Consider the following 21488-nt stretch of genomic DNA (forward strand, 5'->3'; position numbering starts at 1 on the left):
GTGACGTGTGCATCCGCATTTGCACACGCGTTGCGCATCCGCGCGTGCACTCTCGGATCACGATCTGTCCGTGGGCTTGACTAAGGTCGGCCCCGTGAGTGGGGCAGCCGAGATTCTGAAGCAGCTCGCCGCGGGACCGGGCCGCGCCGAGCGGCTGACCCACGTCGAGTCGGTGCCGCCCCGACTGGGTCAAACGAGTGATTGGCCGAAGTGGGTGCCGGCCGAGGTGCTCGGTCAGTTGGCAGACGTGGGGATCCGCAAGCCCTGGAGCCACCAGGTCGCCACCGCCGAAGCGGCGTACGCGGGCAAGCATGTGGTGGTCGCGACCGGGACCGCGTCCGGCAAGTCGCTGGGCTATCTGCTGCCGGCCTTCGCCACCTTGAGCATCGCGCACGCGGCGTCACCGCATCGACGGCTGGCGTCCGTTCTGTACTTGTCTCCCACCAAGGCGCTGGCCCACGACCAGCTGCGGGCGGTCTCGGCGTACACGGTGCCAGGGCTGCGCGCGATGACCCTGGACGGCGACTCGGAGCGGTCCGAGCGCGACTGGGCCCGCGATCACGCCACCTATGTCCTGAGCAACCCGGACATGCTGCACCGATCGGTGCTGCCGAACCACCAGCGCTGGGCCAAGTTCCTGGGCTCGGTGCAGTACGTGGTGGTCGACGAGTGTCATCACTACCGCGGCGTGTTCGGCGCACATGTTGCCGGAGTACTGCGGCGGCTGCGGCGCGTCTGCGCGCAGTACGGGGCGCATCCGATCTTCGTCTGCGCGTCGGCGACCGTGGCGGAGCCGGCTGTCTCCGGCGAGCGCCTCACCGGGCTGCCGATGGTGGAGGTTCTTCAAGACGGCTCACCCCGGGGCGGCATCTCCTTCGGCCTGTGGGAGCCACCTCTTACTTCCGTGCGCGGCGAGAACGGCGCCCCCGTACGCCGGTCCGCCCCGGCCGAGGTCGCCGACCTGCTGACCGACCTGGTCGTCTCCGGGGTCAGGACAGTGGCGTTCGTCAGGTCTCGGCGCGGCGCCGAGTCGGTCGCGATGACGGCCCGGGAAAACCTGGCCGAGATCGACCCGTCGCTGAGCGAGCAGGTCTCGGCGTACCGGGCCGGGTATCTGCCGGAGGAGCGACGGCGGCTCGAGGGCATGCTGCAGAGCGGCGAGCTGACCGGAGTGGCCGCGACCAACGCGCTGGAGCTCGGCATAGATATCGCCGGACTCGATGCAGTACTACTGTCCGGCTGGCCGGGCACCCGCGCCTCGCTCTGGCAGCAGGCCGGCCGCGCCGGGCGATCGGGTGGCGATGCGCTGGCGCTGCTGGTTGCCCGCGACGACCCGCTGGACACCTATCTGGTCCGGCACCCGCAGGCGATCTTCGGGCGGCCGGTCGAGGCGACGGTCTTCAACCCGGAGAACCCGTATGTCCTCGGGCCGCAGCTCTGCGCCGCGGCCCAGGAGCTGCCGCTGACACCGGACGACTACGAGATCTTCGGCGCGACCACCGAGACCGTCATCAAGCAGCTCGTCAAACAAGGGCTGCTCCGGGAGCGGCCGCACGGCTGGTTCTGGACCCGGCGCGACCGGGCCGTCGACGCGATCGACATCCGCTCGGCCGGCGGCAAGACAGTGCAGATCGTCGAGGACCAGACCGGGCGACTGCTCGGCACGGTCGACGGCGGCTCGGCCCATGCCAGCGTGCATGCCGGGGCTGTCTATGTGCACGCGGGTGAGTCGTATCTGGTCCGCACCCTCGATCTGGAGAACCACGCGGCCATCGTCGAGCCGGCCTCGCCGGACTACACCACCTTCGCGCGCGACGTCACCGAGATCAGCATCCTGGCCACCGAGCAGACCCGCCAGTGGGGTGCGGCCGAGCTGTCGCGTGGCTGGGTTCAGGTGACCAACCAGGTGATCTCCTTCCAGCGCAAGCAACTCGTCACCGGTGACGTGCTCGACGAGCAACCGCTGGATCTGCCCGAACGCACGCTGCGCACCAAGGCGGTCTGGTGGACGATGCCGGACTCAGTGGTCGAGGAGCTCGGGCTCAACGACGTACCGGGTGCGGCTCATGCGGCGGAGCACGCGTCGATCGGACTGCTGCCGCTGTTCGCCACCTGCGACCGGTGGGACATCGGCGGCGTCTCCACCGCCAAGCACGCCGACACCGGCCGGCTCACCGTCTTCGTGTACGACGGACATCCGGGCGGCGCGGGCTTCGCCGAACACGGGTACGCCGCGGCGCGCGAGTGGTTGACCGCGACACGGGAAGCGATAGCACACTGTGAGTGTGTGGACGGCTGCCCGTCGTGCGTACAGTCACCCAAATGCGGGAACGGGAACAACCCGCTCGACAAAGGCGGCGCAGTCGCGTTGCTTACCGCACTCCTTCGCAGTGAGGCCTGAAACCTCCAGCACCAGGCTGCTGGAAGAAAGGCAGCGATCATGCTGGCTCTCGGAATCGTGTTGATCGTCCTTGCCGTCCTCTTCGGCCTGGGCGTCTCGGTCTCGTCCGCGGACTCGACCACCATGTCGGTCTTCGGCGTCGACTTCGGACTCTCCGTCCCTACTCTGTTCTTCCTCGGCGCCGCCGCCGGGATCGCGGTCACCCTCGGCCTGTGGCTGACGAAGAAGGGAATGAGCCGCGGCTACCGCCGGCACAAGGAGGTTCGGCAGCTTCGGCAGAAGGTCGCCGCGGTCGAGCCCGTCCAGACCGGTGACGGTCACGGCGGCCACGAAGGCGGCGATGCGCATGGCGCCCCGGCGACCCGCGAGACCGTCGGCGACGGTGCCGACACCGTCGGAGCGCCGGCCGGCCGGCACGCAGCCGACCCGGACTCCGTCGACGCGTCCGGCCACCCCGTCAGTGCCTCGGTCGGCGACTCGGTCGGCGACGACCGCGACAGCCGGACGGTTGACCTGTCAGCAGGTGACCGGCTGGCCGCCGATCGGCACACTGTTGCCGACGGCACCGATTCGAAGCACGCGCGCTGACGCACTCCAACTGAGCCGGTTTCACCTTCCCGGGAAGGTGAAACCGGCTCAGTCATGGAACGTGCCCTGAAACGAAAACCGTTGTAGTATCTCGATCCCGGCACAGCCGCCACTCGACCGCGGCACGGCCACTGCGCAGCCGCATATCGATGCCCTGCGCAACGATCGAACGCTGGCAGTTAGTTGCCATTGGCATCAAGTACCCCCGGATCTCGATAGCCACCCTCCGCGGACCTGTGCACTACTGGTCGTGGCGTCAACGTCGCGTTGAGTGACCGCCGGCCTTCCGGGCCACACCGCCTCCTCGACCGGGGGATCGACCCGCACTCTCGTCCCAGCGCAATGGGACCTGTAGCGGTTCCGGAACGGTTCGGCCAGCTCACGCCTCGGGGTCCCGACGACCTGATGCCGCGAGTCAGCACGACCTCTGGAGGTTGTCTTGATCATCCGTAGAATGTTCAGCCGCACCGGCGTGGTAGTCCTCGCCGTCAGCGTCGCCCTGGCCACCGCGATCCCCGCTCAGGCGGCGGCACCGGCACCGGCCGATCCCCCGGGCGTCCAGGTGGGCGTGGTGAAGCAGATCGCGAACCGCGCGGACACGCGCTACTGCCTCACCTTCGTCACGTCCAACAAGGTCCCGATGGCGGTGATGATGGCCTGCGCTCCCGGCAAGGAGGGCAAGACCCAGGAATGGGTCATGACCGACAAGGGCCAGCTGCAGGTCGCGATGAGCAAGAGCGTCGGTGGCGCCCTTGCCCGGACCGGAGCCTGCCTGGACACCGGGGCCGACCTGGTCAAGACCCCGAAGGGCGCACCGGTCCTGGTGCTGCCCTGTCGTGACGGGGCCGGCCAGAAGTGGAACTACGACGAGACCTCCGGGTCCTTCGTCAACGCAGCGAACGGAATGGCACTCAGCTCGCTGCTCGGCAAGGGTGTGAAGAAGCAGGCGCAGCCGACCGGGATCCAGTCGGCCAGCGGGGCGAAGTACCAGGGCTGGAGCGCACTGCCGCTGCCGGGTCTGGACATTCTCGGCGCGGTACTGGCACTCGTGAACGCACTGCTGGCATCGCTGGGCCTGGCCCTGCCGCTGCCGATCGCGAACGCCGCGACGAGCCTGTTCAGTCTGATCCAGGCCAAGAGCCCGGTTCCGGCGCAGATGACGACGCTGCCCAAGCAGATGATGCAGCTGGCTCAGAAGTAACCAGCAGGATCCTCTGCCACACAGAGGAGGGCCGGCCCCGACACTGTCGGGGCCGGCCCTTTCCTTTCGATTCATGAACCGCGGTGGTCAGATTCTCAGTGGGAGGCGATCCGCTGCTTGCGCGTCAGCGGAGCTGCCCGATCGAGGGTGGTCACCACCAGCAGTGGTGGTGGTGATGCCAGTAGTAGTGGCCGCCGAGCAGGCCATCAAGCAGTCCGAGCAACATGTGTATGTCACCTCCATCCGATGTCCGATCGGCACTGACGCTACCTCGCGATCTCACGTTCTGTATCTACCCAGCTACTCTTTGTAACGCAACCGCGAGCGAGCTTTAACTTTTCCGCAATGCGTCCCGCCTGCAGCGGACTTGACGCCCACCCGGAGCTTCGGCGTGGTAGCCCAGAGCAACGATTGACGTTGGAAATTAACAACGTTTCCCGCTCCGCCGTACAAAAGTCTTCACAAAGTTCCCGACGGGTGCCAAGGTGATTCGGCACTGGCTGCACTGACCCGCAAGGAGCCCCCTGATGCGACGTATCCCGCGCTTGTTCCGGCTGGCCGTACTCGGCTCGGCCGCCGCCGTGCTGCTGACCGGCTGCCTCGGCTCGTCGGACTCCGGCGGCGACCAGGACGCGAGCCGCAACGCCGACGCCAAGCAGGTCGAGCTGGTGATCGGCGCCAACTCCGTGAAGGGTGGCAAGAACAGCGCCGGCGCGGAGTTCACCGAGAACGTGCTGATCCCGAAGTTCGTCGAGGCGCAGAAGGCCAAGGGCGTCGAGGTGACGGTGAAGTTCCAGGGCGACGGCTCCGACGACGAGGTCTACAAGCAGAAACTCGCGCTCGGCCTGTCGAACAAGTCCGGCCCGGACCTGATCAACATCGACGGCATCTGGGTCGGCGAGTTCGCCCAGGCCGGTTACCTGAAGCTGCTCACCGACACGGTCGGCGACGCCGGCAAGGTGGACGACTGGGACGGCTGGAAGCAGATCCCGGACTCGGTCCAGCAGCTCGGCATGTTCGACGGCAAGCGGTACGGCGTACCGGGTGGCTCCGACGGCCGGGTGCTCTACTTCAACAAGAAGCTGTTCGCGCAGGCCGGGCTGCCGGCCGACTGGCAGCCCAAGTCGTGGGACGACATCACCGCGGCCGGCCAGGCGCTGAAGAAGCTCTCCGGAGTGACGCCGATCCAGATCAACGCCGGTACGGCGATGGGCGAGGCGACCACCATGCAAGGTGTTCTGCCGCTCCTGGTCGGCACCGGCACGGGGATCAACACCGACGGCAAGTGGCAGGGCAACACCGCGCAGGTCCGCCAGGTGCTCGACTTCTACAAGTCGATCTACGGCAGCGGTCTGGGCGACCCGATCCTGCAGCGCGAGGCGAAGGGCCGGGACAAGTCGTTCGCCGAGTTCGCCGCCAACAAGATCGGCATCCTGCTCGAGGGCGACTACTTCTGGCGCAGCGTCGTCGAGCCGAAGGCCGGCGTCGCCAAGATGGCGGACCGCGACACCGCGGTCGGCTACGCGCTGATCCCGGCCAGCAAGCCGGGCGCCGGCGTCAAGGGCCAGGACTTCGTCTCGATGTCCGGCGGCGGCGCGGTCGCGATCAACCCGAACACCAAGTTTCCCCAGCAGGCGTGGGAGTTGCTGCAGTTCATGAACTCGGCCGAGATGGTCAAGGCCGGCCTGAACGGCGCCGCCAAGATCACCCAGCGCTCGGACGTCAACGCCGAGGTCCTGGCCGGCGACCCGATGCTGAACTTCGTCGCCACCAAGGTGCTGCCGCTGACGCAGTACCGGCCGGGGATCGCGGAGTACCCGAAGATCTCGGCAGCGCTGCAGCAGGCGACCGCTGATGTGGTCGGTGGCAAGCCGACGGATGCGGCGGCGAAGGGCTACCAGACTGCTGTCGAGGCAGCGGCGGGTAGCAAGGACAAGGTCACCAGCAACTGATGGGTGCCATCACCGAACCCGTGCCGGGTGGCCCGGGAGGCCCTGCCGGGCCAGGCGATCCGCGAGGGCCGGGTGGCGCCGGCGGTCCCGGCAAGCCGGGTGGGCGGGGTGGCGCGGGCGGTCCCGGCAAGCCGGGTGGCCCGCTTGGGCGGGTGCGGGGGCCGGCTCAGGATGTTGCTGGGCTCGGCACCGCGCGGGCGCTCGGCTTCGTGGCGCCTGCTCTGCTGCTGATCGGGGCGTTCCTGGTCTTCCCGGCGGTCTGGACGATCTACATCGGTATCACCAACTACCGGCTCACCGGTGTCGAGGCGATCTCCCCGTCGATCGTCGGCCTGGAGAACTACACCAAGGCTCTCAACGACGCCCTGTTCCACAACGCGCTCTGGCTGACCATGCTGTTCGTGCTCGGCTCGGCGATCGTCGGGCAGAACATCCTCGGCTTCGCCCTCGCCTGGACGATGCGCCGCGCGCGCCCCGCGGTACGGCGTACCGTCGAGGGCTTGGTGCTCCTCGCCTGGATCCTCCCGTCGACGGTGGTCGCCTACCTGTGGATCGCGTTCTTCGACCGCGACACCGGCACGCTGAACAGCATCCTCGGCACGCAAGGCACCGCCTGGCTGATCGAGTACCCGATGGTCTGCCTGATCCTGTTCAACACCTGGCGCGGTACGGCGTTCTCGATGATGCTCTACTCGTCAGCGCTGCAGGCCGTCCCGCCCTCCCAACTCGAGTCGGCCCGGATGGTCGGCGCCTCCGGCTGGCAGACGCTGCGGGACATCGTCTTCCCGCACATCCGCGGCCACGTGCTCACCAACACGCTGCTGATCTCACTCTGGACCGCGAACGACTTCTCGCCGTTCCTGCTCACCAAGGGCGGCCCGAACCACGAGTCCGAGACCGTGCCGGTCTACATCTACAACGTCGCGCTGCAAGGCGGTGAGCTCGGCTACTCGTCGGCGATCTCGTTCCTGCTGCTGCTCGCGAACCTGCTGGTCGCGCTGCTCTACCTACGGCTGCTGCGGAGGCGCTCATGACCCCGGCTTTCGTAGTACGCCGGATCGGCTTCTACGTCGCGATCTGCGTGATCACGTTGTTCTTCGCAGTACCGATGCTGTGGATCGCTTCGGCGCCGTTCGACTCGTCGCCCGGTCTCGGTGTGCACTGGCCGGACTGGACCCTCGACAACGTCCGCAAGACCTTCGAGCACCCGTACGCGCTGCACTCGATGGTGAACTCGCTGGTGATCTGCGGTACGACGGCGCTGGCGGTGACCGTCTTCGCGGCGCTGGCCAGCTACGCGCTGTCGCGGGTCCGGATCCCGGGCCGGGACGCCTTGCTGTACGGGCTTCTGCTGCTGTCCTCGGTGGTCACGGGAACGGCCGCGATGGTGCCGATCTTCGTGATGATGTTCCAGCTCGGGCTGATCGACTCACGGTTCGGCGTCGCGCTGGTGATGACCGGCGGGTTGTTGCCCGCAGCAATCTTCATCCTGAAGGACTTCGTCGACGCGGTACCGAAGTCGTACGAGGAATCGGCCCGCGTCTTCGGCGCCTCGCCGCTGCAGATCCTGCGTGACGTGGTGCTGCCGGTAGCCCGGCCGGGGTTGGCGACCATCCTGGTCTGGGCGTTCGTGAACTCGTGGGGCAACTTCCTGGTGCCGTTCCTGCTGATCCGGTCGATCGAGCTGCAGCCCGGTCCGGTGCTGATGCAGACCTTCACCGACGAGGGTGGCAGCGTCAACCTCCAGGTGCTCCCGGTCTTCTCGCTGCTGTTCTCGATTCCGGTCGTCGTGCTGTATCTGCTGGTGAACTCGCGGTACGGGTTCCGCTTCCATGGAGGGATCAAGAGCTGATGGCCGGTATCGACATCGAGGGTCTGGCGACCGTCTACCCGAACGGCGTCCGCGCCGTCGACGGTCTGGACCTGACCGTGGCCGACGGCGAGTTCTTCGCGCTGCTCGGCCCGTCCGGGTGCGGCAAGACGACCCTGCTGCGCACGATCGCCGGCCTGGAACCCGCGACCGAGGGGACGGTCCGGATCGACTCGGCCGACGTGACCCGGCTCGAGCCCGGCAAGCGCGGTGTCGCGATGGTCTTCCAGGACTACGCGTTGTTCCCGCACATGACGGTCTCGGAGAACATCACCTACCCTTTGAAGGTACGCCGTGTTGCCGCGTCGACGCGTGCTGAGGTCGCCGAGCGGACTGGTGGGGAGCTTTCCCTGCAAGGGTTGCTGGAACGGCGTCCGGGGCAACTGTCTGGTGGCCAGCAGCAACGAGTCGCGCTGGCTCGCGCTATTGCTTCCGAGGGCAAGGTCTTGTTGCTCGACGAGCCGCTGTCCAACCTGGACGCGCGGTTGCGGTTGGAGGCTCGCACCTTCTTGAAGAAGCTGCAGCGGGATTTGGGGATCACTACGGTGTTCGTCACTCATGATCAGGCCGAGGCGCTTGCGTTGGCGGACCGGATCGCGGTGATGGAGTCCGGCAAGTTGCGGCAGCTTGGTACTCCGCGGGAGGTTTTCGCTCGGCCGGTCAATACGTTTGTTGCCAACTTCATTGGGTCGACTCCGATGAATCTGGTGCCTGGGGTGGTGGCCGGGTCTGCCGCGTCCGCCGCGTCCGCCGCGTCCGCCGCGTCCGCCGCGTCCGCCGGGTTGGCCGTGTCGGCCGGGTCGGCCGGGTCGGCCGGGTCGGCGCGCGGTGGGGCCGGTGGGGCTGCGGATGGTTTCGGTGGCGCATCCGGTGGTGTGGTCTCCTTGGCCGGCGGCTCGTTGCCTGCTGCAACGATGTCGGTACCGGCAGGCGCCGAGGTGACGGTGGGAATCCGTCCGGAGTACCTCACCCTGTCGACCGGCGACGTGTCCGGCCCGTCGATCCGCGGCACAGTGGTCGTCGCCGAGAACCTCGGCACCATGTCCCTGGTCAGCGTCGACTGCGACGGCGTACTGATCGGCGTGACCGTGCCAGAGGAAGATGAGCCCGCCCCAGGCGCTCCCGTCGTACTGACTGCCACCGAGAACCGCGTACTGCTCTACGACAAGGAATCCGGCGAACTGCTGGCCCGCCAACCCTCGGTCGTCGGCTGATGGCAGTCACGACGTACCGGCAGCGCTGGACCCTCGACGACCGCGCCGAATCGGTCTGGCACTCCCTGCCGGTCGACATCCCACCAGGCTGCCCCGGCTTGTCGGTCACTTTGACCGTCCCCGACGTCGAGGGCGCCGTCGTCGACCTCGGCTGCGAAGGCGCCGAGGGCTGGCGCGGCTGGTCCGGCGGCGCACGCCAGTCCTTCGCCATCACCCCGACCGCCGCCACCCCCGGCTACCTCGCCGGCGAACTGGAGGCCGGCACCTGGTTCGTGGTGATCGGGTTGCACCGCGTACCGCTCGAAGGCGTAGAGCTGATCATCGAAGCGGTCACCGGCCCGGTCCCGGTGATCCCCGGCCTGGACGAGTACGCCGCTCTGACCGCCGCCGTCGCCGTACCGGCTCGCCCTCCCCGCCGCATCCTCCCCGCCGCCGACGGCCTCCGCTGGATAGCAGGTGACTTCCACGCCCACTCGCTCCACTCCGACGGCTCCACGCCGATCGCCAACCTGGCCGCCCTCGGCGTCTCAGCGGGCCTCGACGTCATGGCCATCACCGACCACAACACCGAAGCGCACCACCTGGAGCTCCCAGGCCTCGGCCGGCAGTTCGGCATCGGCTTGATCCCCGGCCAAGAGGTGACCACCGACACCGGTCACGCGAACGCCTTCGGCCCGATCGGCGTCATCGACTTCCGCCAACCGGCATCCACCTGGGTCACGGAGGTAGCCCGCCGCGGCGGCCTCCTCTCCATCAACCACCCCTTGAGCGGCGACTGCGCCTGGCGCCAACCACTCCCCGACCACCCACCCCTCGCCGAGGTCTGGCACTCCTCCTGGCTCGACCACCGCTGGGGCGGCCCCATCGCCTGGTGGCAAGCCTGGGGCCAAGGCACCACCACCCCCATCGGCGGCAGCGACTACCACAACCCCACCTCCCTGGCGACGCCCGGAATCCCCACCACCTGGCTAGCCATCGACGCCGCCGCCGAATCCCCCGACGAACTGGTCCCCGCCGTCATGCAGGCATTAGCAGCCGGCCGCACCGCCATCTCCGCCGGCTACGACGCCCCCGTCGTCCTCCACAACGACAACGAACTAGTCGTCATCGACGCCCCCAACACCCTGCTCGTGACTGCCGACGGAACCCGCCACCCCATCCGCACCCCGTACGAGACGATCCCGGCCCCCACTGCCACCGGCACGCTCCTGATCACCCACGACAACCGAATCCTCTCCCTCACCAATTGACCGCCTTACTGGTCAGGGATGACGGGTGGCGAGAACGCAGAACTCATTGCCTTCCGGATCAGTGAGGGTTACCCAGCTCGCGTCGCCTTGGCCGACGTCGGCAGGGCGTGCGCCGAGGTCGACCAGGCGGCGGACCTCTTCGGCTTGGTCTCTGTCGGTGGGGTTCAGATCGAGGTGCGGTCTGTTCTTGACGACCTTGCCCTCGGGGACCCGCGCGAACGTCAACGTCGGCGGCACCGGCCCGCGACGGCCTTTGCCTTCGGGGACCAGCGGGGAGCCGATGGTGACCACTCCGTCGTCGTCCACCTGCTGTACCTCGTAGTCGAGGACGGCACACCAGAACCGCGTGAGCCCGTGGGGATCAGCGCAGTCGATCGCAAGCTCGGTGAACTTACTGCCCATGGCAGGAGACCTCCCACTCAAGTAGCGACGCGGTGGCTGCCGTCTGCGTTGACCCGGATGACCCGGATGACCCGGATGACCCGGATGACCCGGATGACGCGGGTGACGCGGGTGACGCCGTTGCAGGTGCCCCCGTCGGGAAGATTAGTCGAGGAGCCACCCGTTGCGGTCGGCAATTTGAATGGCATCGGCTCGGGTGCGCGCGCCAGTCTTGCCGATAGCGGACCACAACCGAGTGCGGACTACGCGCTCGGAGACTTGAAGGTTGCGAGCCATCAGAGCGATCGTGCCCCCGTCGCGAGCGGCCCGGAGAGTTTCCGTCTCACCGTCGTTGAGCGGAGTCTCGGCGTACTGGAGAGTCTCGGCAGCAAGATTGGCATCAACAACTCGCAGCCCAAGGTGGACCCGCCGTACCGCGTCGGCGAGCTGCGGAGCCGGACTGCCCTTGAGCGCGAACCCTTTGGCACCAGCCTCAAGCCCACGACGAAGGTGACCAGGCCGACCAAAGGTGGTGAGCATGACCACCCGGCACTCCGGCATGGACGACCGCAGCTCGGTGGTCACAGTCAAGCTGTTGTAGCCAGGCCCAGCGGTATCGACCAGCGCGACATTGGCGCGGTGCTGTTTAGCGGCGCGAACCACGTCATCGGTGCGGTTGAGCTCGGCAACTACCTCCAGATCCCGCTCGCGTTCCAGACCGCTTCTGAGCACGCCTCGGCTGAGGATCTGGTCATCGACCAGGAGCAGCCGGATGCGGTCGGGCAAACGAGCCTCCGGGGGACCGTCCGGACACCAGGGAAGTGCGTCCGGGAGGAGATGGGCAAGACATCGGTTCCAGATCATGAAGGCGCGAAACTCACGCCGTCCACATCAACAGCACATCTCTACCAGATTGCGACCAGATCGCGACCAGACGGTTCCCCACCCCGCCCGAAGCACCGCAGCCGAACCCGAGAAGAACCCTGCAGATATGCAGACATGGTGGGTGGCGGGCGCGCGCCGATGGCGAGCGGCAGGCAGAGCAGACGAGTGAGCGGGGCAGACGTGCGGACCAGCCAGCGAGCGAGCGGGCAGGCAGGCGGCGGGCTGGCTGGTGGCAAGCGGCTGGGCGGGCACGCTGGTGGCAAGCGGGTGAGCGCGCTGCTGGGCGGCACGCTGGCGGAGAGCGGGACAGCCGAGGATGCGGCGAGCGGACGGGGCAGGTGGCCGGGCAAGTGGACGAGCAGGTGAGTGCGCGCCTGCGGGCGCGGTACCTGCTGGCTATCGCCGCCGGCGACTTTGGGCAGTGGCGAGCGGGTCAGCGTGGGCGGGTGGGAGAGCGCGTCAGTGGGAGCGGACGCGCGCTGGTGGGACGGCAGGCGGAGCAGGCAGCTGAGCAGGGCAAGCGAGCGGGACGAGCCGGAGGCCAAGCGAGCGGACTGGTGTCGAGCGGGTAAGCGCGCTGGTGGGTAGGTGAGCGCGCTGGTGAGGAGCAAGCGGGCGGGCACACGAGCGCGCCGGTGGCGAGCGAGCAGAGCAGTTGGGCTGTTGGCGAGCTGGTACGCGCGGCGGTGGCTGGGTGAGCGGTTGGTGGGAGCAGACGAGCGAGCGGCAGGTGGGTTAGTGGCGAGCGGGTCAACGCGGGCGGGTGGGTGAGCGCGGTCGGGTGGGTGGGCGCGTCAATGGGGGCAGGCGAACGGACCAGCGCGCCGACCGGTCGGCAGGCAACTGGTGGCGAGTTGACCCGCGGGTGAGCGGGCGCGCGCTGGTCGGGGTGGCAGGCGCCGCAGGCGAGCGGACCAGCTGGCCGTCAAGCGGGCAGGCCGGTGAGCTGGTGGCGAGCGGGTGAGCGCGCTGGCCGGGACCAGGCGAGCGGACCAGCGAGCACGCGTACGAGCTTGCGGGTAAGTGAGCGACGGAGTGGCTGCTCGCGGGCGGAGGAGCGGGGCGTACGCGGGCGGGCAGGCAGACGAACGGGCAGGCGAGCTGAGAAGGGGCAGGCGAACGGATGGGTGACTGGCTGAGCGCGCTGGGTCGGGACCAGGCGAGCTGCCCAGCGGGCATGCGGGCATGCGGGCATGGTGGCGAGCGGAAGATCAAAGCAAGCGAGCGGCCGGGCAAGCAGGCAGGTCCGTGGGTGAGCAGAGAGGCGCTGCCTCCGGCGTAGTCGAGCCGAGATGGAAGTCGCCGAGCGCGAGCCCGATCTTGGCTGGTTGTTCCGAGCGGACTGGCGTGCGGGGCAACGGGTGCGCATGGGGCTGGTGCGCGGGGTGCCAGGTGTGCGGCACTACCGCATGGGGCCGGCGTGCGGATGACAGGTCTCTAAGCTCATGCTGATCACGTTGGCGATCAGGTGCATGCCGCTATCGCGTGAGCAGGTGCGCGGGACGACATATGCGCGGCGGTACCGCGCGGGTCGGCGTGCGGTGTGGCGGTGTGTGCGGGTCTATGGCGTGAGCCGGTACGCGGGTGCGTGGTGCGCGAGGCTATGGCGTGAGCCGGTATGCGGGTGCGGGGTGCCCGGGGCTATGGCGTGAGCCGGTACGCGGGTGCGGGGTGCGCGGGGTTATGGCGCACAAGGTGGTGGGGTGGGGTTTATGAAGGTAGTTGGGTCCAGAGCCAGGTTGGGCCGGTGGTTTGGGCGCCTAGAGAGGTGAGGCGGGTGCGGAGGGCGCGGTCGGCGGTTACTACGGTGATTTGGCGGTTGGGGGCTGCTGCGGAGGTTGTGGTGACGTGGTCGACTATTGCGTCGTCGCCTGAGGCCTTGGCCAGGATGATGGTGAGGTTGGGGAAGGCGGGGTCGGAGGCGTTGGTGACTGCTGCTTTTGCGGCGCCTTCTAGTACTACGGCTATTTCGGTGGGGTGGTCCAGGAGGGGTGGGAGGGTTTCGAGTTTGGTGAGGAGGCGGCGGGCTGCGCCGGCGCGGTCTCGCCACCAGCCGTCGGGGCGGGAGCCGACGGCGTTTGCTGCGTCTATGACCAGGAGGTGGGGCGGGTTATCCGTCACTTGGTCAGTTTGCTCCTTCGATGGGGCCGGCTCTGGCTTGGCCGGTTAGTACCGGCGTGCCTATCGCGCCGAGGTCTAGCTTTACTGCCACTACGACGGAGATGGTCTCGCCTTGTTGTTGGCAGTCGTGGAGTTCGACCTGGTGTGCCTTTGCGATCTCTTCGGCTGCAGCGCAGGGGGTGCTGCTTCCGGTTTGTAGGGATTGGGCTGCTGTGAGGGCGGTTAGGTCTGCGGCGGCGTCTGCTCGGTGGTGGGCTATGGAGATGGCTGCCCATAGGACTCCCGCTAGGCAGCCTCCTAGCAAGACGAATGCGACACCGATGGCTAGCAGGCTTGCGCTGCCGAGATCGCTCGCGCTGGCGCGGGCGTCAGCTGCCTCGGTGGGCATCGGACTGCTGACGCCCGGGTCAGTTGGCTGGGTGGGCATTGGGCTGGAGGGGCTGCTCGGCTTGGATGACGGCGGTGGCGTGGGCGTTCGGGTGTGGGAGAGCGCGAAGTAGGCCGGGAGGACTGGCGGGGGCTGCTGTCACCTCGACGTGGATGGTGGTGCCGGTTTGGGTGATGGTGATCGTTGCTCCTTGTGGGGCGGCGCGTTCGCCTAGTTGGCGGGCGATCTCCTCGGACTCGCCGCGGGCTGCGGCGCGGGCGGTGTCTCGGGCGGCGTCTATGCAGCGGATGTTGGTGATGACGGTGCCGACTACCCAGAGGCCGAGGGCCAGGAAGGCTAGGAGTACAGGGAGTACGAGGGCGGCTTCGGCGGTGATCGCGCCGTGGTCGGAGCGGGTTTTGGGATGGGTTGGCATGCGGGGTCCTCTCTCTAACCGGGGTGGGCCGGCCGCGGCGGTGAGGGGAGGCGCCGCGGCCGGCTAGGGGTGGTTGGTCAGAGTTGGACGCCGTCTACGCCGGCGGCTTTCAAGGCGTAGTTGATGATTGCCTTGAGTGCCGTCTGCACGGCAGGCGACTTGAGCAGGGCGATGAGGATGCCGCCGAGCCCGCAGGCTGCGACGATCGAGACGGCGTACTCCGCGGTGGCGGCGCCGCGTTCACCGCGGGGACGAGATCGGCGGACGGGGATCAGCGCCTTGGACATATCGGACCTCCTGATCTTCGACCCGGGCTGTTCCGGATCGGCTTACTGACAAGGTGCCGTCGTCGGAGCCGTTGCAGAGAAGGAGTTTTCTGCTTGGGGACAACTGTGTTCGATCAACCATCGGAGGAGTGAATTGATGCCGAGTAGCCCGGCGCGTGGGTGGGCGGTGCGCCGGGCTAGCGTGAGTTGCATGTTTGTTCTTGAGTTGACTTACACGGCACCGCTGGAGAGCGTGGATGAGTACATGGCCGATCACCTGGGGTGGGTGAAGGCGCAGTACGACGCCGGGGTGTTCTTGGCCTCGGGGCGGAAGGAGCCTCGGGATGGCGGGGTGATTCTTGCCGTAGGCAATGATCGGGCGGCGATCGAGGAACTGGTTGCCGGCGATTCGTTCTCGGTTGCGGGGGTTTGTGAGTATCGGGTGACGCTCTTCTTCGCGACGACGGTGACGGCAGAGTTGGCGCAGCTCAAGGAGTCGTTGCCGTCAGCGTAGGAAGCTGAGCAGGCCGGACAGCGAGCTCGCGATGGTGGGGACGATGCCGAGTAGGACGAACGCGGGGAGGAAGCAGAGGCCCAGCGGGACTACGGATCGGGATTCGACTGCGCGGGCGTGTTCCTCGGCGGACCAGCGGCGGGCTTGGCGGGTGTCGTTGGCTTGGCGTTCGAGGATCTTCGCCAGTGGTGCGCCGGAGCGGAGGGCTCGTTGGGTGGCGCGGGCGAAGGGGGCGCAGGCGGGTTCCTTGAGGAGACAGGACCAGGCGTCGATCGGGTCTGCGCCGAGATTCAGGCGGCGCTCGACCTCGGTCAGGAGGTCGGCCAGTGGGCCGCCGAGGGATTTGGCGACGAGGGCGATTGCTGCTTGAGGTGGGCGGCCGGCTCGTAGGCAGGCTGCTAGTAGGTCGACTGCTAGTGGGAGGTCGGCGGTTAGTTGGGCGGTACGTCGGCGGGTGGCTGCGGGTTCTAGTCGGCTGAGGGCTGGTGGGGTGGCTAGGAAGACGGCTGCTGCGGGGAGCAGGCCGGTGGGTGTGCCTAGCAAGAAGAGGACGCCGACTGCGGCGATGGCTGCTACCGAGAGGTGGAGGCGGCGAGTTGTGGGTGGGATGTTCTTTGGGGAGATGAGGCTGAAGGGCCAGCGGGTGGTGAGGGGGCGATGCCTTGCTAGTCGGCGGTGGCTTGGTTGGCTGGGGAGAAGGAGTACGAGCGCGGAGGCTGTGGCTACGGCTGCCAGTGCATCGGTGGGCATGGGTTAGGTGGGTTGGTGGCGGGGGCTGGGAGTTGACTCCCATGGGGGTTTGGTTTGGGTGTTGGTCCAGTAGAGGCCGAGGGTGGTGAGGGCCAGGCCCAGAGCGAGGCAGAGCCAACCTGGTGGGGATTGGGTGAGGAAGGCCAGGGGGTTGGCGCCGATGGCGTAGCCGAGGGCTGTGCCGAAGGCGGGGAGGATTGCCAGCAGGCGGGCGGTGGCTCTGGGGCCGGCGATGCTGGTGGTGATCTGGCGGCGGATGGTTTCGTCGGCGCGGAGGGAGTCGGCCAGGCGGTCGATGATGGTGGCGAAGGCTGCGCCGGACTCGTCGGCTACTCGCCAGGCTGCGGAGAGGGCCCGGAGGCCTTCGTTTCCCGGGGTTTCGGCGAGGAGGTCGAGGAGGGCGGGGACGTCGCCGCCGAGCTTCGCTGCGGCTGAGGCGACCTCGAGATCTGGGCAGACTGTGGCGGCGCCTTCCAGGGCGGCTGATGGTGGGCGGCCGGCGGCCAGTTCGGCGGCCAGTACGTCGCAGGCTTCGATGACGGCGGCTCGTTTCCTGGCGGTGGCTCGCGCTCTGGTGGTGCGGGCGCGTTGGGTGGTGATGAGGGTGGCGATGACGGCGAGCGTCAGAGCGATCACCAGCACGGACGGGTCGGTTGATGCTGCGATCAAGATGCCTAGGGCAACTACTGCGGCGAGCGCGGTGAGTCGGCGGCGGGTTGAGCGGGCGAAGGCGTTGGCTGAGAGGTGCGGGCGGCCGCGGGTCGGGAGGGTGAGCTGGTGGCGGCGCTGTGGGGTGGGTGAGTTGAGGCGGTGGAGGGCTCGGGTGGGGGTGGGGATTAGGGCTAGGACTGTGATCAGGACCAAAAGTGCTGTCAGGGCTGGCATCGGACTGCTCCGGAGGGTGGGGTCAGGCTGCTTGGGGGCGGGGATTGGTTAGCAGGGTGGCGGCGGCTGGGTGGAGTTTGGGTGGGCCGGTGGGGGTGAATTCGATGGCGGGGATGGTGATGGCTTGGCCGCTGGAGGTGCGGGCGATAGCTCGGATCTCGGTGATTCGGCGGAGGCCTGTTGGGGTGCGGGTCAGGTGGATTACTGCTTGCAGGGCTGAGGAGATCTGGCTGTGGATGGCGTCGCGGGTGAGGCCTGCTAGGGCGCCTAGGGCTTCCAGCCGGGCGGGGATGTCGGCGGCTGAGTTGGCGTGGACTGTGCCGCAGCCGCCCTCGTGGCCGGTGTTCAAGGCGCTGAGCAAGTCGACCACTTCAGCGCCACGGACCTCGCCGACTACCAACCTGTCCGGGCGCATTCGGAGTGCTTGGCGAACCAGGTCGCGGAGGGAGATTTCGCCTGCGCCTTCGACGTTGGGTGGACGAGCCTCGAGGCGGATCACGTGAGGGTGGTCTGGATGGAGTTCGCTGGCGTCTTCGACGAGGACCAGGCGTTCCGCGGGATTGGCCAAGGACAGCAGGGAATTCAGGAGGGTGGTCTTGCCGGTTCCGGTGCCGCCGCTGATCAAGAAGGCGATGCGAGAGAGCAGGACGTCTCGTAGTACGGGGGCTCCGGCGGCGGGGAGGGAGCCGGCTGCGACCAGGTCTTCGAGGGTGAAGATGTTGCGGGAAGGGACACGGAGGGAGAGACACGTACCAGGGGCCGCGATCGGGGCCAGGACGGCGTGGAAGCGAGTGCCGTCGGGGAGACGGACATCGACGTACGGTGTGGCGTCGTCGAGGCGGCGGCCGGCGGCTGCGGCGAGACGGGTGGCGAGTCGGCGGACTGCTGGTTCGTCGCCGGTGCGGAGGGGGATGCGCTCCAGGCCTGAGCCGCGGTCGACGTAGACCTGGTTGGGGCCGTTGACCAGGATGTCGGTGATGCCGGGCTCGGTCAGTAGGCCGTCGAGTGGGCCGGCACCGAGGGCCTCACGACGCAACGCCTCCAGGACGGCGAGGACGGTCGAGTCGCCGAAGACTTCGCCGGTGGCGCGGAGAGCTGCGGCGACCTGGGCGGCTGTTGGCTCGGCTCCTTGCGCAGCGAGGGTGGTGCGGACGCGTTCGAGGAGGTCGGTGGAGATGTTCATGCCGCGAGCTGTCCGTGGAGGCCGAACAGGTCTAGTACTTCGGTTGCTGCTCGCCCCAGAGCGCTTCGTGGTCTTGGATCGAAGCGGCCTTCGTCTAGCAGGGACGGCAAGTCTCGCTCGAATCCGAGCTTGACTGCCAGGGGCAACGACAGGTGGTCTGCGACGTCGAGGGCGGAAAGTCCGTTCAGGCCAGGCTCTCGCGCCACTACTCGCAGGTCGTGGGCGACCTCGCGGAGGGGCGCTACCAGGCGGGCCGCTGCTGCGCAGGAGCGGACGTCTCGGGGGACGACTACCAGCGTTGAGGTCGCGCGGACGAATGCTTCCTCGGCTGCGGGGTCCGGTCTGCGCGGGAGGTCGACTACTACCAGGTCGCTGCTGCGTTGGGCTGCGCCGAGGACCGATCTCATTGCTTCTGGTGGTAGGGCTGTGACACCTGATCGATCCCAGGACAGGACTGCTAGGCCGTCTACTTGTGGCAGGGCGGCTCGGAGGGCGCTGGCGCTGACTCGGCCGGCGGCGTTCAGCAAAGCCGGCCAGCGGGATCCCTCGTGGGCTTCGGTGCCTAGTACTAGCTCGATGCCGCCGCCCAACGGGTCGCCGTCGATCAGCATGCTGCGGAGGCCGCGTCGGTCGGCGGCGACGGCTACCGCGGCGGCGAGGGTGGTTGCGCCGGCGCCGCCGCAGCCGCCGACGAAAGCCAGGGTGACGGCTATGCGGGCGCCTCCATCGAGGGCATCTGCCAGTTTGTCGCCGAGCGCGGTTGCGTCGGCAGGCAGGGTGAAGACGCCTTCGGCGCCGATCGCCAAGGCGCTGCGGTAGGCGGTGGACTCGGCTGCAGGCGCGTTGTGGGATGGGGCGGTGGCGGCTGCGCGGTACGGGTCGGGGTGGGCCGCGCGGTATGGGTCTGTGTCGCCCGACTGCGTCGTTTGGTCGTGGTTGCTGAGCGCATGGGTTGCGACCAGCACGCCTGGGCGGCGAGGTGGTTGGGTGCGGGCCAAAGGCTCAGCCAGGTCTTGGCCGACTACGACCAGGACAGGGGTCTGCCAGTTGCGGCGGAGGCCGAGCAGGTCGTGCTCCACCCGTGGGGTCACCTCGGCGGCTGCGGCGAGGCGAAGTAGGTCGTCCAGGAGGAGGGCGTCGGCGGTGGCCAGCAGGACGGCCGGCGCCGGTGTCGGCAGCGGGATCGATCGAAGGTTCTCCATGCCTTAGAAGGTGCCGTCGTTCGACTGCTGAGCCAGAAGAAATACCAAGGCTGTGGAGAACTGTCGGATATCCGTCAGCAGCGGCAACCCGCCATCGCGACCCGGAGACCTGCGGGGAGCAAAGGGCTACGGTTCGTTTCGAAGAGTCTTTAACTAAGTTTCTCTCAGAAGGCTCCGAAGTCGTCCATTCGTGGACAACTGCTGGACACCCGTGCACTGCTCAGCTCCTAACCGGAGGACCGCCCCATGAGTCGAATGCGCAGCATCGCCGCCGCGGCCACTGTCGCCGCCAGCGCCCTGATCGCCGTCGGCGGCATATCCGCCGCCACCGCTGGAACCAACTCCGCCCCGCAAGCCCAACCCCAGGCCCAGGCCGCCAGCAGTGGTGGTGTGAAGACGGCCTACTTCACTCAGTGGGGCATCTACGGCAACACCTACTACCCGAAGAACCTGGTCACCACCGGGGTCGCGAGCAAGCTCGACTTCCTCAACTACGCGTTCGCGAACATCCACCCGACCAGCCACACCTGCTTCATGGCCAACAAGGCCGCCTCGCAGGACGAGAACGACCCGAACGCCGGTGACGGCGCGGGCGACGCGTTCGCCGACTACGGCAAGTCGTACGGCGCGGACATCAGCGTCGACGGCGTCGGCGACGTCTGGAACCAGCCGATCCAGGGCAACTTCAACCAGCTCAAGAAGCTGAAGGCCAAGCAGCCGAACCTGAAGATCCTGATCTCGATCGGCGGCTGGACCTACTCGAAGTACTTCTCCGACGCGGCCTCCACCGACGCCAAGCGCAAGGCGCTGGTCAGCTCCTGCGTGAACATGTTCATCAAGGGCGATCTGCCGACCGTGGACGGCTTCGGCGGTCCGGGCAGCGCGGCCGGCATCTTCGACGGCATCGACATCGACTGGGAGTACCCGGGCTCACCGGGCGGCCACACCGGTAACCACTACAGCGCCGCCGACAAGCAGAACTTCACCCTGCTGCTGGCCGAGTTCCGTGCCCAATTGGACGCCTTCGGCAGCGCCAACGGCGGCAAGAAGATGTGGCTGACCGCCGCGACGCCGGCCGGTCAGGACAAGATCAAGACGATCGAGACCGACAAGATCGGGCAGTACCTCGACTACAACAACGTGATGACGTACGACATGCACGGTGGGTTCGAGCCGACCGGTCCGACCAACTTCCAGGACCCGCTCTACCAGGCGCCGAACGACCCGAGCAACCCGATCCCGCCGGGCACCAAGAAGTACTCCGTCGACGGCGCGATCCAGGCCTGGACCACCGGCGACCCGGCGTACGGGATCCCGGGCGGCTTCCCGGCGAACAAGCTGACCATCGGATATCCCTTCTACTACAGGGGATGGAAGGGTGTGCCGGCCACGGCCAACGGCAAGTACCAGACGGCCACCGCACCCGCCGACGGTCACGCGCTGAGCGGCAACGTGCCCGGCGTCTCCTTCTACAAGGAGCTCACCGGCTTCGTCGACAACCCCGCGTCGACGTTCTTCGACGAGGCCAGCAAGTCGTCCTGGTTCTACAGCAACGGCACCTTCTGGACCGGTGACAACGCCAGGTCGATCAAGGAGAAGGCCGACTACGGCCACTGCAAGGGCCTGGGCGGCGCGATGATGTATTCGCTGGAGGCACTGGACCCGGCCGCCACCTTGTTCAACGCGGTCGTCAACTCGGTCAACGCGGACACCCCTGGCTGCAGCGGTCCCCCGACCACTCCGCCCACGACTCCCCCGACCACGCCGCCCACCACACCTCCGACGACGCCTCCCACGACGCCGCCGACCACCCCGCCCACGACTCCCCCGACGACACCTCCCACCACGCCGCCGACCACCCCTCCGACGGCGACGCCGTGGGCGCCGTACACGGCGTACCCGACCGGCGCACTGGTCTCCTACCAAGGCGTCACCTACCGGTGTATCCAGGGCCACACCACGCTGCCCGGATGGGAACCGCCGAACGTCCCCGCACTCTGGGGCCGGATCTGATCACGTACC

General features: G+C 67.9%; 21 protein-coding genes. 11 read left to right on the plus strand and 10 right to left on the minus strand.

The window, feature by feature from the left end; translation table 11 throughout:
- Positions 1–94: 94 nt before the first annotated feature.
- The 8 genes from AB0P21_RS29080 (at position 95) to AB0P21_RS29115 (ending at position 10476) form a co-directional block, all read left to right on the plus strand.
- On the plus strand, positions 95–2401 hold the full coding sequence (locus AB0P21_RS29080) for a DEAD/DEAH box helicase (RefSeq protein WP_363700409.1): 2307 nt from the start codon (positions 95–97) through the stop codon (positions 2399–2401).
- A 39-nt stretch (positions 2402–2440) separates the two neighbouring features.
- Positions 2441–2989 carry a hypothetical protein gene (locus AB0P21_RS29085; protein ID WP_363700410.1) on the plus strand — a complete coding sequence of 183 codons (549 nt, stop codon included), beginning with the start codon at positions 2441–2443 and terminating at the stop codon, positions 2987–2989.
- 454 nt (positions 2990–3443) lie between these two features.
- Positions 3444–4190: a ricin-type beta-trefoil lectin domain protein gene (locus AB0P21_RS29090; protein WP_363700411.1), complete on the plus strand. Its 747-nt coding sequence runs from the start codon at positions 3444–3446 to the stop codon at positions 4188–4190.
- A 527-nt stretch (positions 4191–4717) separates the two neighbouring features.
- Complete coding sequence (locus AB0P21_RS29095; RefSeq protein ID WP_363700412.1) at positions 4718–6142, plus strand: extracellular solute-binding protein; 1425 nt, start codon at positions 4718–4720, stop codon at positions 6140–6142.
- Positions 6142–7176: a sugar ABC transporter permease gene (locus AB0P21_RS29100; protein WP_363700413.1), complete on the plus strand. Its 1035-nt coding sequence runs from the start codon at positions 6142–6144 to the stop codon at positions 7174–7176. The genes AB0P21_RS29095 and AB0P21_RS29100 overlap by 1 nt, the downstream gene beginning before the upstream one ends.
- Entirely contained in the window at positions 7173–7994 is an 822-nt protein-coding gene (locus tag AB0P21_RS29105) for a carbohydrate ABC transporter permease (RefSeq protein ID WP_363700414.1), read from the plus strand. Before AB0P21_RS29100 ends, AB0P21_RS29105 begins: the two co-directional genes overlap by 4 nt.
- A complete protein-coding gene (locus AB0P21_RS29110; RefSeq protein WP_363700416.1) occupies positions 7994–9226 on the plus strand; it encodes an ABC transporter ATP-binding protein in 1233 nt (410 codons plus the stop codon). The genes AB0P21_RS29105 and AB0P21_RS29110 overlap by 1 nt, the downstream gene beginning before the upstream one ends.
- Positions 9226–10476, plus strand: a complete 1251-nt coding sequence (locus AB0P21_RS29115; protein ID WP_363700417.1) for a CehA/McbA family metallohydrolase — start codon at positions 9226–9228, stop codon at positions 10474–10476. Before AB0P21_RS29110 ends, AB0P21_RS29115 begins: the two co-directional genes overlap by 1 nt.
- Positions 10477–10488: 12 nt before the next feature.
- On the opposite strand, the gene AB0P21_RS29120 is transcribed toward AB0P21_RS29115, so the two are convergent.
- A complete protein-coding gene (locus AB0P21_RS29120) occupies positions 10489–10878 on the minus strand; it encodes a VOC family protein (protein WP_363700418.1) in 390 nt (129 codons plus the stop codon).
- A 144-nt stretch (positions 10879–11022) separates the two neighbouring features.
- Positions 11023–11643: a response regulator transcription factor gene (locus AB0P21_RS29125; RefSeq protein WP_363700419.1), complete on the minus strand. Its 621-nt coding sequence runs from the start codon at positions 11641–11643 to the stop codon at positions 11023–11025.
- Between the two features lie 264 nt (positions 11644–11907).
- On the opposite strand from AB0P21_RS29125, the gene AB0P21_RS29130 reads away from it, so the two are divergent.
- Positions 11908–12108, plus strand: coding sequence for a hypothetical protein (locus AB0P21_RS29130; protein ID WP_363700420.1), 201 nt, complete (start codon positions 11908–11910; stop codon positions 12106–12108).
- A 1344-nt stretch (positions 12109–13452) separates the two neighbouring features.
- Here the strand turns inward: AB0P21_RS29130 and AB0P21_RS29135 are convergent.
- The 4 genes from AB0P21_RS29135 to AB0P21_RS29150 all read right to left on the minus strand — a co-directional run bounded on the left by AB0P21_RS29135 (position 13453) and on the right by AB0P21_RS29150 (position 14953).
- Positions 13453–13863 (minus strand): hypothetical protein, encoded by a 411-nt coding sequence (locus AB0P21_RS29135; protein WP_363700421.1) that lies wholly within the window; start codon positions 13861–13863, stop codon positions 13453–13455.
- 4 nt (positions 13864–13867) lie between these two features.
- Positions 13868–14290, minus strand: a complete 423-nt coding sequence (locus tag AB0P21_RS29140) for an Rv3654c family TadE-like protein (protein ID WP_363700422.1) — start codon at positions 14288–14290, stop codon at positions 13868–13870.
- Complete coding sequence (locus AB0P21_RS29145) at positions 14271–14666, minus strand: TadE family type IV pilus minor pilin (protein ID WP_363700423.1); 396 nt, start codon at positions 14664–14666, stop codon at positions 14271–14273. The genes AB0P21_RS29140 and AB0P21_RS29145 overlap by 20 nt, the downstream gene beginning before the upstream one ends.
- 77 nt (positions 14667–14743) lie before the next feature.
- Positions 14744–14953, minus strand: coding sequence for a DUF4244 domain-containing protein (locus AB0P21_RS29150; protein ID WP_363700424.1), 210 nt, complete (start codon positions 14951–14953; stop codon positions 14744–14746).
- Positions 14954–15143: 190 nt separating this feature from the next.
- On the opposite strand from AB0P21_RS29150, the gene AB0P21_RS29155 reads away from it, so the two are divergent.
- Positions 15144–15446: a YciI family protein gene (locus AB0P21_RS29155; protein ID WP_363700425.1), complete on the plus strand. Its 303-nt coding sequence runs from the start codon at positions 15144–15146 to the stop codon at positions 15444–15446.
- Here AB0P21_RS29155 and AB0P21_RS29160 read toward each other — a convergent pair.
- The 4 genes from AB0P21_RS29160 to ssd form a co-directional block, all read right to left on the minus strand.
- A complete protein-coding gene (locus AB0P21_RS29160; protein ID WP_363700426.1) occupies positions 15438–15989 on the minus strand; it encodes a type II secretion system F family protein in 552 nt (183 codons plus the stop codon). The genes AB0P21_RS29155 and AB0P21_RS29160 overlap by 9 nt on opposite strands.
- Positions 15990–16199: 210 nt before the next feature.
- Entirely contained in the window at positions 16200–17081 is an 882-nt protein-coding gene (locus AB0P21_RS29165) for a type II secretion system F family protein (RefSeq protein WP_363700427.1), read from the minus strand.
- Between the two features lie 22 nt (positions 17082–17103).
- Positions 17104–18264, minus strand: a complete 1161-nt coding sequence (locus AB0P21_RS29170; RefSeq protein ID WP_363700428.1) for a TadA family conjugal transfer-associated ATPase — start codon at positions 18262–18264, stop codon at positions 17104–17106.
- Entirely contained in the window at positions 18261–19466 is a 1206-nt protein-coding gene (gene ssd / locus AB0P21_RS29175) for a septum site-determining protein Ssd (protein ID WP_363700429.1), read from the minus strand. Before ssd ends, AB0P21_RS29170 begins: the two co-directional genes overlap by 4 nt.
- A gap of 246 nt (positions 19467–19712) precedes the next feature.
- Between ssd and AB0P21_RS29180 the strand changes: the two genes are divergently transcribed.
- The gene (locus AB0P21_RS29180) at positions 19713–21479 is read left to right on the plus strand and encodes a glycosyl hydrolase family 18 protein (protein ID WP_363700430.1); all 1767 of its coding nucleotides are present in this window, start codon (positions 19713–19715) and stop codon (positions 21477–21479) included.
- Positions 21480–21488 lie beyond the last annotated feature (9 nt).

The organism is Kribbella sp. NPDC056861 (genome assembly GCF_040687575.1).
Lineage (GTDB): Bacteria > Actinomycetota > Actinomycetes > Propionibacteriales > Kribbellaceae > Kribbella.

Excerpts from the sequence above, each read along its gene's own strand:
- AB0P21_RS29085 (WP_363700410.1), top strand. The coding sequence starts at position 2,441 with ATGCTGGCTCTCGGAATCGTGTTGATCGTCCTTGCCGTCCTCTTCGGC.
- AB0P21_RS29090 (WP_363700411.1), top strand. The coding sequence starts at position 3,444 with ATGTTCAGCCGCACCGGCGTGGTAGTCCTCGCCGTCAGCGTCGCCCTG.
- AB0P21_RS29095 (WP_363700412.1), top strand. The coding sequence starts at position 4,718 with ATGCGACGTATCCCGCGCTTGTTCCGGCTGGCCGTACTCGGCTCGGCC.
- AB0P21_RS29100 (WP_363700413.1), top strand. The coding sequence starts at position 6,142 with ATGGGTGCCATCACCGAACCCGTGCCGGGTGGCCCGGGAGGCCCTGCC.
- AB0P21_RS29105 (WP_363700414.1), top strand. The coding sequence starts at position 7,173 with ATGACCCCGGCTTTCGTAGTACGCCGGATCGGCTTCTACGTCGCGATC.
- AB0P21_RS29110 (WP_363700416.1), top strand. The coding sequence starts at position 7,994 with ATGGCCGGTATCGACATCGAGGGTCTGGCGACCGTCTACCCGAACGGC.
- AB0P21_RS29115 (WP_363700417.1), top strand. The coding sequence starts at position 9,226 with ATGGCAGTCACGACGTACCGGCAGCGCTGGACCCTCGACGACCGCGCC.
- AB0P21_RS29120 (WP_363700418.1), bottom strand. The coding sequence starts at position 10,878 with ATGGGCAGTAAGTTCACCGAGCTTGCGATCGACTGCGCTGATCCCCAC.
- AB0P21_RS29140 (WP_363700422.1), bottom strand. The coding sequence starts at position 14,290 with ATGCCCACCCAGCCAACTGACCCGGGCGTCAGCAGTCCGATGCCCACC.
- AB0P21_RS29145 (WP_363700423.1), bottom strand. The coding sequence starts at position 14,666 with ATGCCAACCCATCCCAAAACCCGCTCCGACCACGGCGCGATCACCGCC.
- AB0P21_RS29150 (WP_363700424.1), bottom strand. The coding sequence starts at position 14,953 with ATGTCCAAGGCGCTGATCCCCGTCCGCCGATCTCGTCCCCGCGGTGAA.
- AB0P21_RS29155 (WP_363700425.1), top strand. The coding sequence starts at position 15,144 with ATGTTTGTTCTTGAGTTGACTTACACGGCACCGCTGGAGAGCGTGGAT.
- AB0P21_RS29165 (WP_363700427.1), bottom strand. The coding sequence starts at position 17,081 with ATGCCAGCCCTGACAGCACTTTTGGTCCTGATCACAGTCCTAGCCCTA.
- AB0P21_RS29170 (WP_363700428.1), bottom strand. The coding sequence starts at position 18,264 with ATGAACATCTCCACCGACCTCCTCGAACGCGTCCGCACCACCCTCGCT.
- ssd (WP_363700429.1), bottom strand. The coding sequence starts at position 19,466 with ATGGAGAACCTTCGATCGATCCCGCTGCCGACACCGGCGCCGGCCGTC.
- AB0P21_RS29180 (WP_363700430.1), top strand. The coding sequence starts at position 19,713 with ATGAGTCGAATGCGCAGCATCGCCGCCGCGGCCACTGTCGCCGCCAGC.